This is a genomic window from Streptomyces sp. NPDC001450 (assembly GCF_053597295.1).
Genome location: NZ_JBSFHY010000006.1, coordinates 47,057 through 61,363, shown reverse-complemented (window position 1 = coordinate 61,363; position 14,307 = coordinate 47,057). Strand labels below are relative to the sequence as shown.

Annotated in this window: 12 protein-coding genes; 4 read left to right on the top strand and 8 right to left on the bottom strand. The window is 72.3% G+C overall.

Annotation, left to right across the window (positions count from 1 at the left end; all coding sequences use genetic code 11):
* Position 1 precedes the first annotated feature (1 nt).
* Positions 2-901: an endonuclease/exonuclease/phosphatase family protein gene (locus tag ACWC5O_RS08030; RefSeq protein ID WP_450585909.1), complete on the bottom strand. Its 900-nt coding sequence runs from the start codon at positions 899-901 to the stop codon at positions 2-4.
* A 197-nt stretch (positions 902-1,098) separates the two neighbouring features.
* Between ACWC5O_RS08030 and ACWC5O_RS08025 the strand changes: the two genes are divergently transcribed.
* Entirely contained in the window at positions 1,099-2,397 is a 1,299-nt protein-coding gene (locus ACWC5O_RS08025; protein ID WP_450585911.1) for a DUF6986 family protein, read from the top strand.
* Positions 2,398-3,034: 637 nt separating this feature from the next.
* Here ACWC5O_RS08025 and ACWC5O_RS08020 read toward each other — a convergent pair.
* Together ACWC5O_RS08020 and ACWC5O_RS08015 are read right to left on the bottom strand one after the other, a co-directional pair.
* Positions 3,035-3,826: a hypothetical protein gene (locus tag ACWC5O_RS08020; protein WP_450585913.1), complete on the bottom strand. Its 792-nt coding sequence runs from the start codon at positions 3,824-3,826 to the stop codon at positions 3,035-3,037.
* A 7-nt stretch (positions 3,827-3,833) separates the two neighbouring features.
* Complete coding sequence (locus ACWC5O_RS08015) at positions 3,834-4,895, bottom strand: LacI family DNA-binding transcriptional regulator (protein WP_450585915.1); 1,062 nt, start codon at positions 4,893-4,895, stop codon at positions 3,834-3,836.
* A 212-nt stretch (positions 4,896-5,107) separates the two neighbouring features.
* Here ACWC5O_RS08015 and ACWC5O_RS08010 point away from each other — a divergent pair, with 212 nt between their 5' ends.
* Positions 5,108-6,061: an ROK family protein gene (locus tag ACWC5O_RS08010; RefSeq protein WP_450585917.1), complete on the top strand. Its 954-nt coding sequence runs from the start codon at positions 5,108-5,110 to the stop codon at positions 6,059-6,061.
* A gap of 310 nt (positions 6,062-6,371) precedes the next feature.
* Here ACWC5O_RS08010 and ACWC5O_RS08005 read toward each other — a convergent pair whose 3' ends face one another.
* Positions 6,372-8,396, bottom strand: coding sequence for an NPCBM/NEW2 domain-containing protein (locus ACWC5O_RS08005; protein WP_450585919.1), 2,025 nt, complete (start codon positions 8,394-8,396; stop codon positions 6,372-6,374).
* A gap of 209 nt (positions 8,397-8,605) precedes the next feature.
* On the bottom strand, positions 8,606-8,959 hold the full coding sequence (locus ACWC5O_RS08000) for a hypothetical protein (protein ID WP_450585921.1): 354 nt from the start codon (positions 8,957-8,959) through the stop codon (positions 8,606-8,608).
* Between the two features lie 275 nt (positions 8,960-9,234).
* On the opposite strand from ACWC5O_RS08000, the gene ACWC5O_RS07995 reads away from it, so the two are divergent.
* Positions 9,235-9,426, top strand: coding sequence for a hypothetical protein (locus tag ACWC5O_RS07995; RefSeq protein WP_450585923.1), 192 nt, complete (start codon positions 9,235-9,237; stop codon positions 9,424-9,426).
* A 143-nt stretch (positions 9,427-9,569) separates the two neighbouring features.
* Positions 9,570-10,625 (top strand): NUDIX hydrolase, encoded by a 1,056-nt coding sequence (locus tag ACWC5O_RS07990; RefSeq protein ID WP_450585924.1) that lies wholly within the window; start codon positions 9,570-9,572, stop codon positions 10,623-10,625.
* A gap of 150 nt (positions 10,626-10,775) precedes the next feature.
* Here ACWC5O_RS07990 and ACWC5O_RS07985 read toward each other — a convergent pair whose 3' ends face one another.
* From ACWC5O_RS07985 to ACWC5O_RS07975, 3 genes are all read right to left on the bottom strand, one after another.
* Complete coding sequence (locus ACWC5O_RS07985; protein ID WP_450585925.1) at positions 10,776-11,822, bottom strand: protein kinase family protein; 1,047 nt, start codon at positions 11,820-11,822, stop codon at positions 10,776-10,778.
* A gap of 10 nt (positions 11,823-11,832) precedes the next feature.
* Complete coding sequence (locus ACWC5O_RS07980) at positions 11,833-12,549, bottom strand: MBL fold metallo-hydrolase (protein ID WP_450585927.1); 717 nt, start codon at positions 12,547-12,549, stop codon at positions 11,833-11,835.
* A gap of 327 nt (positions 12,550-12,876) precedes the next feature.
* Positions 12,877-14,232, bottom strand: coding sequence for a M20/M25/M40 family metallo-hydrolase (locus ACWC5O_RS07975; RefSeq protein ID WP_450585929.1), 1,356 nt, complete (start codon positions 14,230-14,232; stop codon positions 12,877-12,879).
* Positions 14,233-14,307: the final 75 nt, after the last annotated feature.

Below are 14,307 nucleotides of genomic sequence, written 5' to 3'. Positions count from 1 at the left end.
CTCATCCCAGGGTGACCCAGGCCCGCACGGGCAGGTGGTCGCTCGGGAACCGGCCGTTCCTGGAGAAGGTGTCGATCGACGACCGCCAAGTCGTGACCCCGGGCGTGGACAGGATCCAGTCGATGCGGTCGCCGTTCGGGACGAGCGGCCTGTAGCCGTGGAACGTGCCGTACAGCGCGCTGCGCTCGGCGGCGGTCTCCCAGGTGTCGACGAGACCGGCGCCGAGCATCGTGCCGTAGACCGGGTTCCTGTGCGCGGCGACGTTGAAGTCGCCGGTCACCACGACCGGCAGGGAGCGGTCGAGGCCGGCGATCCGCTGGGCCATGAGGGCGGCGCTGTGTTCGCGCGCGGACTGGCGCGCGTGATCGAAGTGGGTGTTCAGGACGTAGAACTCCCGTCCGCCGTCGTGCAGGTCGTGGAAGCGGACCCAGGTGACGATGCGGGGGAACGCGGCTTTCCAGGTGTTCGAGCCGATCACTTCGGGGGTGTCGGAGAGCCAGAACGTGTAGTGCTCGACCGGGGACAGGCGCCGGGTGTCGTAGAAGATAGCCGCGTACTCGCTGCGGCTGCCGCCCCCGCGGCCGGTCCCGATCCAGTCGTAGTGCGGTCCCAGGTCGGCGTCGATGTCGCGCAGCTGCTGGTAGAGGCCTTCCTGGGTGCCGATGACATGCGAGTCCTCGCGGCGCAGCAGTGCGCTCATCACCGGTCTGCGCACGGTCCAGCTGTTGGGCTCGGTGGTGCTCGCGAAACGCAGGTTGAAGGACATGACGCCCAGGGGGCGGGCCCGGTGCTCCTCGGCCGAGGCGGACGGGGCGGGCAGTGCTGTACTGGGAGTGGTGACGGCTGCGGCCAGTGCGGCCTTGAGGCCCCGACGGCGCGTGACTCGGCTGCGGTTCGGCACGGAGGCTCCTTCGGTGGAACAGCCGGACGAGTCGTGCGAGGGAAAGTGTGGCACCGCGCCCTGAAGGGAGGGACGTGAACAGGGCAAGGTGTCGGAGTGGCGTCCCATGGACATGGTGTTGACCATCTCGAAGGTCCCCGGATAACTTCATTCTACGGATTGTTGATTCCGTAGAGCGGAAATATGGAGGGTGTGGGATGGGTCAGCAGGAGAAGGTGGCGACGAGCCTCGCGGGCACCGTCAGCGAGGCGATCAGTGCCTCCCTCGCGCCGGTCGACGCGGAACTGGAGCGCCGCTACCCCGGAGACCCCGGCACCCGGCAGCCCGTCCACACCGTGTACGTCCCCGGTGACGCCTTCGCCGCCGACACCATCCGCTCCTGGGGCGACCAGGCCCTCGCCGCCCTCGACGAGCACGCCCCGGACGCGGCCTCGTTCGCGGCCGTCCTCGGCCTGTCCGACGACCTCGCCGAGCCCGTCCACTCCCGCGTCCGCGCCAAGCTGGAGCGCGAGCCGATCGAGGACCTGCGCGTCGACTTCGAGGACGGCTACGGCCCCCGCCCGGACGCCGAGGAGGACGAGACGGCCGCCCGCGCCGCCCGTCTGATCGCCGAGGCCTGCAAGAACGGCACTGCGGCCCCGTACATGGGCATCCGCATGAAGTGCATGGAGGCCGCGGTACGCGACCGGGGCATCCGCACCCTCGACGTCTTCCTCACCGCCCTGATCGAGGCCGGCGGCCTGCCCGAGGGACTGGTGCTGACCCTGCCGAAGGTGACGTACGCCGAGCAGGTCAGCGCGTTCGTACGCCTCCTGGAGGCCTTCGAGAAGGTGCACGGCCTGGAGTCCGGGCGGCTCGGCTTCGAGATCCAGATCGAGACCAGCCAGTCCATCCTGGCCACCGACGGCACCGCGACCGTCGCCCGCATGATCCAGGCCGCCGAGGGCCGCGCCACCGGCCTGCACTACGGCACCTTCGACTACAGCGCCTGCCTCGGCGTCTCCGCCGCCTACCAGGCCAGCGACCACCCCGCCGCCGACCACGCCAAGGCGATCATGCAGGTCGCCGCGGCGGGCACCGGCGTGCGCGTCTCGGACGGCTCCACCAACGTGCTGCCGGTCGGCCCGACGGCGAAGGTCCACGACGCCTGGCGCCTGCACTACGGCCTGACGCGGCGGGCGCTGGCCCGCGCCTACTACCAGGGCTGGGACATGCACCCCGGCCACATCCCGACCCGCTACGCCGCCGTCTTCGCCTTCTACCGCGAGGGCTTCGAGCAGGCGGCCGCACGGCTCGCCCGCTACGCCAACCGCGCCGGCGGCGACGTCATGGACGAGCCCGCCACCGCCAAGGCCCTCAGCGGCTACCTGCTGCGCGGCCTGGACTGCGGCGCCCTCGACATCGCCGAGGTCGCCCGCCTCAGCGGCCTGACCCGGGCCGACCTGGAGGGCTTCGCGGCGCCCCGGCGCGGAAACCTGACGGCCTCGGCGAAGTAGCGTCCAGCGACAGGACGAGAGCCGCCCCGGTGCCCGCAGAGAAGGGCGACGGGGCGGCCGCGCGTCCGGGCAGCGGCCCAGGCGGCGCGCGACCCTGGCCGGGTCCGCAGGCGGTTGACCGGATGAACATCCGGGCGACATCGTTCCCGCGACCCCGCGCTCGACGGCACGACGCGATCAGACGCTGATCACGCGGCACATTCCCCCCTGGCCATGGCCACGCCGCCCGCAGACGGCGGGTCCGACCATGACGAACCCTGGGCGGTGCGCACCGCCGTGCTGCGCGCCGATGCCACGAGGACGCGGACGGCGCCGTCTACTGGGACGGGCACGACCCGAAGAAGCCCGAGGACACGGTGTCCCTGCACTCCCGCGGGAGATCGGCCACAACCTGGGCGTGCGGCACGACCGGAAGACCGTGGCGAATACCGGAAGACCGTGGCGAACAACGGGGAGACGCCGCCGGGACCGAACGACACCGACTTCGGCTGGATCACATCCGACGACAAGACGATCGACGGCAAGGCCCTCGGCGACGCGAAGAACAACAACGGCGGCGTCGCCCAGGCGGTGGGCATCGCCCGAGCAGCCGTCGGCCGCACGCGACATGGCCGACGGCCGCGGCGGGAGCTGCCCGTCACGCACCGGGCCGAGGGCGCCGACGGCGACCCCCGGCGCCGGGCGCGGCCTGCCGCCGGCCGTGTGCGTACGGCTCCAGCCCCGACTCCGTCACCCACGCGTGCTCCGCGAACAGCCGGGTGCCCCGCGCGCACAGCGTGGCGTCGCCGCGGGCCCGCGTGCAGAACTCCTCCGGTGTGCCCCCGAACCACTCGCGCAACAGGGCTGACGCCACGAGGAGTTGGGTGAGCAGCGGGCGCTGCCCGGGATGCCGGCGGGGCACGCCTGTGCCGTCGTGCAGCACGCCGTGCCGGTTGACGTAGGCGTACGCGCCGGTCAGCGCCGAGCCGTCCGGCAGCTCGATCCGCACGTCCGGTGCGGGCAGCCAGGCCCGCCAGAAGTTCGGCTCGCTGGCATCGATCACCGCCAGTTGCCGCGGATCCAGCCAGATGACGAACAACTTCCGTAAGCAGCGAGGGGACTTGACGGGAGAGGCGGACACGTATCCCAGCGGGCTCACATGGGCGGAGACGCCCACGTCGATGCCGGTCACCCGCGCCTGCACCATCGGGATGGCCGAGTCGATCCCGGACTCGTCCATCTTGTGGCGCAGCTGGCCCGGGCAGGCGTTGGAGCCGACGGCGAGGACCGGCGTCCGGTCCCCGTGCACCAGCCGGTCCAGCGGCAGCATCCGGTCACCGTGCAACAGCCCGGAGTCGGCGGGCCAGGCGCCCGGATAGGTCAGCGGATGGTCACGGGGTGCCTCCAGGAGGCCGAGTTCCGCCAGGGTGCGGCCGACGTCACCGGTCACGGGCGGCTCAGTCCGCGGGCGGCAGCTCGCCCGAGCCGCGAGCGACGAGCCGGGTCGGCAGCTCGATGCGCTCGGGCGCGACGTGGGTGCCGTCCAGCTGACGGAAGAGGCGCTCGGCGGCGGTCCGGCCGAGGGCGGCCGCGTCCTGGGCGACCACCGTGACGCCCGGCTGGAGCAGATCGGCCAGCTCGATGTCGTCGAAGCCGACGAGGGCGACCGGGCGGGGCTGCTCGGCGAGAACGCGGATCACGGTGACCGTCACCCGGTTGTTGCCCGCGAAGATCGCGGTGACGGGGGAGGGGCCCGAGAGCATCTCCTCGGCCGCCCGGCGCACCCGCACCGGATCCGTCGCCCCGAGCGACATCCACCGCTCCTCGACCGGTATCCCGGCGTCCTCCATGGCGGCCCGGTAGCCGCGAAGACGCTCGGCCGCGGTGTGGATGCGGGGCATGTCGCCGATGAACCCGATCCGACGGTGACCGTGCGCGATGAGGTGGGCGACGCCGTCGCGGGCACCGCCGTAGTTGTCGGACAGCACGACGTCGGCGTCGATCTTCCCGGCGGGGCGGTCCACGAACACGGTGGCCACGCCCGCCCGGATCTCCGGCTCCAGGTAGCGGTGGTCGTCCCCGGCCGGGATCACCACCAGGCCGTCCACCCGCCGGGCGCACAGGGCCAGCGCCAGTTCCTGCTCCCGCTCCGGGTCCTCGGCGCTGGAGCCGTTGATCAGCAGGGCGCCGTGGGCTCGGGCCACCTCCTCGACCGCGCGGCTCAGCGGGCCGTAGAACGGGTCCGCGAGGTCCTCCAGGACCAGGCCGATGCTGGCCGTGCGGCCCTTGCGCAGGACGCGTGCGCTGTCGTTGCGGCGGAAGCCGAGCGCGTCGATCGCCTCCTGGACGCGGCGCTCGGTGTCCGGGGTGACGCCGGGCTCGCCGTTGACCACGCGGGACACCGTCTTAAGGCCCACCCCGGCGCGCGCGGCCACGTCCTTCATCGTGGGACGGTTGCCGTAACGCGACCCGGAGTGGCGGTCTGCGGGGCGGTCTGCGCGGCGGCTGGTCTCGGGCACGATGCGGCGTCCTGTCCTGTCGTCCGGGTTTTCCACGGGGGTGCTGCGTAGATCCGTGGTTTGTATGAGGATGTGGCGTCGAGCATAGAGCCTGGACAACGTTGTCAGATGCGCGAGAGACTGTCCATCGCTGTCTCCGGCCTGCGCCCCCACCGCTGGACCGGCCTGCCATTTTCTGGTTTTTCAAGGTTCAACGGGGAGATCTGACACTGATGTACACCGACCTCGTGACGGCCCTGGACATCGGCGGCACCAAGATCGCCGGCGCGCTGGTGGACGGTCACGGACGGATCCAGGCGCGCGCACAGCGCGCTACGCCCGCGCAGCAGGACGGCGAAACGGTCATGCGGGCCGTCGAGGAGGTGCTGGGTGACCTCGCCGGGTCGCCCCTGTGGGGACGCGCCGGCTCGATAGGCATCGGCAGCGCGGGCCCGGTGGACGCCTCGGCGGGCACCGTCAGTCCCGTGAACGTGCCGGGCTGGCGTGACTTCCCGCTGGTCGAGCGGGTGCGCGCGGCGACCGGGGGGCTTCCGGTCGAGCTGATCGGCGACGGGGTGGCGATCACCGCGGCCGAGCACTGGCAGGGCGCCGCCCGCGGCCACGACAACGCGCTGTGCATGGTGGTCTCCACCGGCGTCGGCGGCGGCCTGGTCCTCGGCGGGCAACTGCATCCCGGCCCGACCGGCAACGCCGGGCACATCGGGCACATCAGCGTCGATCTGGACGGCGACCCGTGCCCGTGCGGCTCGCGCGGCTGCGTCGAGCGGATCGCCAGCGGCCCCAACATCGCCCGCCGCGCCCTGGAGCAGGGCTGGCGGCCGGGCCCGGACGGCGACACCTCCGCCGCGGCGGTGGCGGCCGCCGCCCGGCAGGGCGACCCGGTCGCCGTGGCCTCCTTCGAGCGGGCCGCCCAGGCCCTGGCCGCCGGGATCGCGGCCACCGCGACCCTGGTGGAGATCGACATCGCGGTGATCGGCGGGGGCGTCGGCAAGGCCGGCGACATCCTCCTCACCCCCCTGCGCAAGGCTCTCGCCGACTACGCGACCCTCTCCTTCGTCCAGCGGCTTACGGTGACGCCCGCGCAGATGGGTACGGATGCGGGCCTGGTCGGTGCCGCCGCGGCTGCGTTGGCTCTTGGGCCGGATGCGTCTGTGGCGGGGGTTTGAGGGCGGTTTGGTGGCTGAGGGGCGCGTCGGTGCGGGTGGGTGCGGTTGCGGGGCTGGCGGGTGTCGCTGGCTGCGTCGGCTTGTAGGCCGGACGCGACTGTCGGGGGTTTGAGGGCGGCACGGCGCCTGGCGGTCACGCCCCGTAGGTGGGCATGGACGCGGACCTGGTCGGCGCCGCCGCGGCCGCGCAGGCTCGTGGGCCGGATGCGACCGCGGCTTGGATCTGAGGTCGGCTCGGCGACTGAGCCCGGCGTCCGTGTTCGGAGCCATGGCCAGCAGCTGAGGCCGGCGTCCGTGTCCGGAGCCGCGGTCAGCAGCTCAGCCGGGCATCTGCCCAGTCCGCGTGGTCCGAGTCGATGCCGTCACCGCCGTCGGTGACGACGAGGCGGACGACCTGGGCGCCGGTGACGTCGGCGGTGAGCGGCTGGGCGGGCTGCGTGTTGGTCAGTACGCCGGTCGAAGCGGCCTTGGTGCCGTCCGCCCAGATCTCGAAGGCGACGGTGCCCTTCGTGCCCTTCTCGTCGTCCACGCCGACGTCCGCGGTGACCTTCTCGCAGGCCTTGCCGGTGTAGAAGGAGACCTCGCTCTCGGCGTGGACGCCGAGCCCCTTGGCGTACGCGACACCGTCCAGGGTGATGGGGTGACCGTCGCCCGCGGCGCTCTCCCCGTTGCTGGTGTCGCGCTCGACCGGCCCCCAGCCGCTGGTCGCCGACAGCCAGGGCAGATCGCTGAGGTACGACGTCCCGGTGGGCGGCGGCAGCACGACAGACGCGGTCAGCGGGAGGGTGCTGGTGACCTTCTCTCCGGTGGGCGAGCGGTAACTCGCCTTGAGGGTGAGGCCGTAGGAACCGGTCGGTGTCCCCGCGGGCGCGGTCACCCGCCATCCCGTGCGCAGCGACTTGCCCGTGGCGAGGGCGGCGGCCGTGGTCGCCGAGGTGGCGCGTACGGTCCAACCGCCCGGGCCGGTCAGTGAGACCGACACCCGGCGCGCGGATGTCCGGCCGAGGTCGGTGACGGCGGTGGTCAGCGTGGCCGGTGTGCCCGCCTCCACGAACGGGTCTCCGTCCAGGCCGAGTTCCACGGCGGGCGGGTTGGCGGCCCAGTCGGGGTCGGCCGCCACCCGCAGCAGGACCGTGCCGTGGGCCGGGACGGTGGCCGCGAGGGTGCCCACGGTGTTGTAGCTGCGGTGCTGCCACAGGTCGCGCAGGGTGTAGGCGGGGGCGTCGGGCAGGCCGACGGCGGCCGCGGTGGTGGCGATCCGCTGGGCGGAGCCGGACTCGTTGAACAGAGCGACCGCCCGGCTGCCGTCCTTCATCTCCTTGGCGATCACCCAGCGTCCGCCCGTGGAGGAGACGACCGTGCCCTGCTTGCCCAGCGGGTCCTGGTCGACGGCGATGACCTCCTTGTTGTCCAGGATGCCGAAGGTCGATGGCGAGGCCTTGCGCAGGTCGGTGCCGATGAGCAGGGGTGCGGCCATGACGGACCAGAGGGAGAAGTGCGAGCGGTACTCGGTGTCCGTCATTCCGCCGTTGCCGACCTCCAGCATGTCGGGATCGTTCCAGTGGCCGGGCCCGGCGTACGGCGCGAGCGGCAGGTTCTGCTTGAGGATCGACACCATCGAACCCCAGCTGTCGCTGATGTCACCGGTGGTCCGCCACAGGTGGCCGACGTCCGACGCCCACTCCCAGGGCTTGTTCTCGCCCCATTCGCAGATGCTGTAGACGATGGGCCGGCCGGTGGCCTTGAGGGCGTCACGCATGGTCCGGTAGCGCAGCTTGGCGTCGACGCCCAGGTTGTTGCAGTTGTCGTACTTGAGGTAGTCGACGCCCCAGTCGGCGAACTGCCGCGCGTCGCTGTACTCGTGGCCGAGCGCACCCGGAAAGCCCGCGCTGTTGCAGGTCTTGATGCCGGCGCTGGTGTAGATGCCGAGCTTGAGTCCCTTGCCGTGGACGTAGTCGGCGACGGCCTTGATCCCGTTCGGGAAGCGGGCCGGGTCCGGCACCAGCTTGCCGTTGGCGTCCCGGTTCGGCAGGGCCCAGCAGTCGTCGAGGTTCACGTACCGGTAGCCCGCGTCCTTCAGGCCCTTGTCCACGAAGAGGTCCGCGATCCCCTTGACCATGGCCTCGTTGAAGTCGGCACGGCAGTGCGTGGAGTTCCAGTTGTTGAAGCCCATGGGCGGGGTGAGGGCGAGGCCGTCGGCCAGGGAGGGTGCGGCGACGGGGTGCCGGGCGGGGGCCGCGACGGCGGGGGTGGCCAGGCCCGCCGTGCACAGCAGCCCTGCGGTGAGCGCTCCGGCCACTCTTCGGCGGGTGGTGCGGGTGTGAGGGTGACGCATCGTTGACGTTCCTCCGACTCGCGCAAGGTGGAATGACGGCATGTACGTGTCATCGGTGCGCGCTTACGGTAGGACGTGTCGGACTGTGTTGGAAGAGGTGCGCCGAAGTTGTTCGATACTCCGTCACCCCCCTTGACTGCAGGGCATTTTGAGGGATGGTGGAGAGGTCGGACGTTCGGTTCTGTTGGTTCGCCCGGCCTTCCGCGGCGTCACCGGAACTCGTGCACGACCTCGATCCGGCCCACGATGTGGGCGTTGAACTCGTCCAGCTCCTCGGCGGGCACCCACAGCTCCAGGATCGTCTCGCCGCCGGCCTGTCGGACGGGATGGCGGCCGAGGAACTCCGTGTCGACCTCGAAGCGCGTGACGAACCCGGCGCCGTCGTGCTTGACGTTCCAGTCCCGGGCGATCCTGATCGCGTAGTCCTCGTTGAGAACCGGGTAGAAGATCGGCTGCTCGGGCAGCCGCGGCGGCCAGGCCCTCCAGGCCAGCTCCCGGACCAGATCCAGCTCCTTGGGGCCGGTGGGGCGCCAGAGGGTGGTCGTCGGGCGGGGGCTGGTCATGGCCGTCGTTCTCCTGGTCGTGGTCCGCCTGCCTCCGGCGGGCCGGGACACGGACGATACCGGCGCAGTGATCACCGCGGCCACGGGTTTCCGCCGGGACCGCCGCTCCCGGCCCCTTGGCGCATGGGGTTCACCGGCTTCGTGACCTTGCCGGGGCTGGTGTTCCGGGACGACGAGGAGGACCGGTCGCAGCCGCGCCGGAGCACCGTCGATCCACGCAACGGATTCGCCGTGATTTGCGTGACCCCCGGGCGGTTGAGTAGTTGTTCCAGGTCATGAAGAAGCGCAGCATGCTCGCCCTCGCCACTCTCGCCACCGGATTCGTCGTGGCCGCCGTCACCCCCTCGCACGCCACGGACAAGGGACCGCTCGGTGACCTCAACGTCTCCGGCACCCTCGACCACGTGGACCACATCGTCAGCCAGGACAGCTTCGCCGTGGACGACCACGCGCAAGGGCAGGAGTAGCCCGGCCCGGTGCCCGGACCCTGTGCCGGTGTCCCGACGCGAGGGGCACCGGCACGCGCGTGTGCGCGCCCTCAACTGGATGTGGTTTCCGTGGCAGGGTGGAGCGGGCAAGCCACAGGGGGCCAACAGAAGAGGGGGAGTCCGTGACCGTCGTCTGGATCAACGGCGCGTTCGGTGCGGGGAAGACCACCACCGCACGGGAACTGATCGAACTGATCCCGAACAGCGCGCTCTTCGACCCCGAGGTCATCGGTGGAGCGCTCTCGCACCTGCTGCCGCCCAAGCGCCTCTCCGAGGTCGGCGACTTCCAGGACCTGCCGATCTGGCGCCGGCTCGTGATCGACACGGCGGCCGCGATGCTCGCCGAGCTGGGCGGGACCCTGGTGGTCCCGATGACCCTGCTGCGCCAGGAGTACCGCGACGAGATCTTCGGCGGCCTCGCCGCCCGCCGGATCCCCGTACGCCATCTGCTCCTCGCCCCGGCGGAAACGATCCTGCGCGAGCGGATAGCCGGGCGGGAGATCCCGCCGGACCTGCCCGACGGCGAGATACGGCAGCGGCAGTGGGCGTACGACCACATCGAGCCCTACCGGGCCGCCCTCGCCGCCTGGCTCACCGCCGACGCCCACCTCGTGGACACCAGCACCCTCACCCCGTACGAGACCGCCGTGCGCATCGCCGATGCCGTCGGCAGCGGCGCCGTACCCCCCTGTGACATCGTGCAGACCCCCGAACCCACCGCCGAGACCCTCGCCGCCGGAGTGCTCCTCTTCGACGAGCAGGACCGGGTGCTGCTCGTCGACCCCACCTACAAGCCCGGCTGGGAGTTCCCCGGGGGGGTCGTCGAGCGTGGTGAGGCCCCCGCCCGCGCCGGCATGCGCGAGGTCGCCGAGGAGACCGGCATACGGCTGCGCGAGGTGCCCCGGCTGCTCGTCGTGGACTGGGAGCGGCCCGTGCCCCCCGGCTTCGGCGGGCTGCGCCTGCTCTTCGACGGCGGCCGGCTGGACTCCGCCGCGGCGGCCCGGGTGCTGCTGCCGGGGCCGGAGCTGCGCGCCTGGCGCTTCGCGACCGAACAGGAGGCCGCCGACATGCTGCCGCCGGTCCGCTACGAACGGCTGCGCTGGGCGCTGCGGGCCCGTGAGCGCGGCGACGCGCTCTATCTGGAGGCCGGCGTGCCGGTCGCCGGACAGGCCGCCTGACCCGCGCGCCGAGCGGCTGCCGCTTCCGCACCCGCTGCCGCACCGCTGCCCCAAGATCGCCGGCCGGCTCACCGAGAGCGAGCGCACGGCCTGTGTGGCGGAGGTGCCGGCCCTCGCCGACCGGGGTGGCGGGAACCCGGTGGCCTGCCACTACGCCGAGAGCATCGAATTGTTGTAGGCGCGGCGCAGCTCCGCGTCCGGGTACGGGGTCAGCCGGCTCTCCCGCACGAGTGGCCGGCTGAAGTCGCCCATGGCGGCGGCGACGGGCGCGTACCGGGTCAGCAGCTCGGCGGCGGCGCGGGGGATGCCCTCGGGCCGGGCACCGGCGGCCAGCGCCCGGATGTACTCCTCGCGCTCCTCCCGGCCGTACCCGTACAGCGCGGTGACGAGCCAGATCACCAGGTGGTAGGCGGTGTAGACGCGGTCGTAGTGCCGGTGCCGGGCGAGGAACTCCCGCTCGTCGGCGTCCAGTTGGAACGAGGAGCCGAGCGAGAGGCCGAAGTCGGTGAGGTACAGCCTGCGGCCGTCGGTCAGGATGTTGCGGAAGTGGGCGTCGAAGTGCAGGAGCCGGTACGACTCCAGCGCGTCGGTCAGCTCCGTCAGACCCTCCGCCACCCAGGTGCACGCCGAATCGGCGCGGTCCGTGCGCAGTTCGGCGTCCAGCCAGTCGTGCAGGGTGTGCGGGACGTGCTCCAGGAAAAGGGTCAGGCTCGCGGAGGCCGTCCGCATTGCCTCGAGGCGCTCCCGCACGCCCGCGCCCCAGTAGGCCACGGCGCGCTCCACGTCGGCGAGTTCGCCGGGAAGGGACTGGGGTTCGTCGGGCAGGACCCGCCAGTGGTGCAGCAGCGGGAAGCCCGGGAAGCCTCCGGCCAGCGCCCCCTCCGTGGTCAGCATGTGCGCGGCCAGTTCCCGCCAGGCGGTGTATCCCGGGCTGCCGATGCCGTAGTGGCAGTACGGCGGCAGGCCGAACAGGTTGGCTGTCGACCGTTCGTTCCCGGGCAGCCGTTCCAGGTCCGTCAGCGGTACCCGCTTGACGAACACCGGCCGGCCGTCGACCAGGAGGCGTACGGCTCTGCCGCCGATGCCCGTGCCGAGCGGCTCGCCCGCCGTGACCAGCTCAACCAGCTCCCGGTCGTCCAGCGGGGCGAGGGAACGGGCGATGCGGGTGTGCGCGGCGAGGCGTTCGGCGGAGGTCATGCCCCCATGATCAGCCGGTGGGCGGGTGGCTGTCCGCCGCTCTCCGAAGTGCGGCCGAAGCCCTGCCCACCACCGGGTCACCGTGCCCGAAGCAGGCCACGTCCGCGTCGAGGGCGGCCAACCGACCGAGAGAGCGACGGAGTTGGGACCCGTCGAGGTTGAACACGCCCGGCATCACCGCCCCGTCGACCGGCGAGGCCGCCACCGTGTCACCCGCGAACAGCACGCCCTCGTCGGGAAGGAACAGCGCGATGCTGCCGTCCGTGTGCCCCGGCACATGGACCACCCGCGCACCGCCGCCGAAGTCGAGCACGTCACCGTCGGACACGGGAGTGACGCTCCGCGGGCGCACGGGCTCGCCCTGGGGAAGGTGCCGGGACACCTCCGCGTGGACCGGCAGCTCCCAGCCCTCGAACCGCGGCGGCGGGCCCGGGAGTTCACCCCGGACGAACGGTGCGTCCAGGTCGTGGGCCAGTACCTCGGCGCCGCTGAGCGCGGTGAACTCGCCCGCTCCGCCCGCGTGGTCCTCGTGGAAATGGGTCAGCACGATCCGTCGTACGTCCCCGGGGGCGCGGCCCAGCGCGGTGAGCGCGTCGGCGATCGCGGGGCCCGCGCCGATCGCCCCCGTGTCGATCAGCGTGGACTCCGCGCCGTCGTGCCAGAGGTAGGCCTGGCCGACCGGGAAGCGCAGGAGGTGGAGGCGGGGGAGCAGTTCGATGACGTCCATGTGCCGACGCTAGGCAGCGCCCCCGCCGTCGGGCGAGGGCGCTCTGCCGTCGGCAGAAGCAGGCCCTGTTGTCGAGTTCCCGCGCCGGCGGCGTCTGGCACGCACTCCGCCACGCTCGGCTTCGCTCGCGCGGGGACCCCCATGCCGAGTTGCCGAACCGCCCAGGTGGCTCTTCCCCCACTCTCGACTTCGCTTCGAGCGGGGGCACCCCCATCGAGGGCGCTCCGGCGCCTTGCGATCGCACGCTCCCCCACGCTCGCGCGGGGGCACCCATCGCCGCCGCCGGGCCCGCCCTGCGGGCGGACGACGGGAATCTGACGACAGAGCCTAGCCCGCCGCGTAGTTGCGCAGGAACAGCGCCTCGGCGACCGACAGCCGCTCCAGTTCCTCGGGGGACACGCTCTCGTTGACCGCGTGGATCTGTGCCTCCGGCTCGCTCAGGCCGATCAGCAGGATCTCCGCCTCGGGGTAGAGGTAGGCGAGGGTGTTGCACAGCGGGATGGTGCCGCCCTGGCCGGCGTACTGCATGGTCTCGCCCGGGTAGGAGACCGCCATGGCGTCGGCCATGGCTCGGTAGGCCGGGCTGGAGGGGTCGGCGCGGAACGGCTGGCCCTGGCCGATCTGCTCGGTGCTCACCCGGGCGCCCCACGGCGTGTGGGCCTCGATGTGGGCCTGGAGCAGCTTGGTGGCCTCGGCGGAGTCGACGCCCGGCGGCACCCGCAGGCTGATCAGGGCGCGGGCGCTCGACTGCACCGACGGGGTGGCGCCCACCACCGGCGGGCAGTCGATGCCGAGGACGGTGACGGCCGGGCGGGCCCAGATGCGGTCGGCGACCGAGCCGTCACCGATCAGACCGACCCCGTCCAGCACCTTGGCGTCCTTGCGGAACTGCTCCTCGGTGTACTCGAGACCGCCCCACTGCGCCGCGGCGTCGAGGCCGTCGATGGTGGTCGAGCCGTCCTCGGCCCGCAGCGAGTCCAGGACGCGGATCAGGGCGCCCAGCGCGTCCGGGGCGGCGCCGCCGAACTGGCCCGAGTGCAGGTTGCCGGCGAGGGTGTCGATCTGGACCCGCACCAGCGTCATGCCGCGCAGGGTGGTGGTCACCGTCGGCAGGCCCACGCGGAAGTTGCCCGCGTCGCCGATGACGATCGCGTCCGCCTTCAGCAGCTCGGGGTGCTGCTCGGCGTACCGCTCCAGGCCGCCCGTGCCCTGCTCCTCGGAGCCCTCGACGATCACCTTCACGTGCACGGGGATGCCGCCGTTCGCCTTCAGGGCGCGCAGCGCGAGCAGGTGCATGATCGCACCGCCCTTGCAGTCGGCGCTCCCGCGGCCGTACCAGCGGCCGTCCCGCTCGGTCAGCTCGAACGGCGGGGTATCCCAGCCGGCCTCGTCCAGCGGCGGCTGCACGTCGTAGTGCGCGTAGAGCAGAACCGTTTTGGCGCCCTCGGGCCCCGGCAGGTAGCCGTACACCGACTGCGTGCCGTCCGGGGTGTCGAGGACGGCCACGTCCACGAAGTCCTCGGCGCGCAGCGCGTCGGCGATCCAGTTCGCGGCGCCCTCGCTCTCGCTCTTCGGGAACTGCGCGAAGTCCGCCACCGACTTGAAGGCGACCAGTTCGGTCAGTTCCGCCTTCGCCCGGGGCAGCAGCGAGGCGACGGTTTCGGCGACCGGATTCGACGACATGGGCACGCTCCTCGTGGGTGCGACGTTGTACGGCTGGATAGACCGATCCTCCCACAGTGGCCTGCGACGACGGTC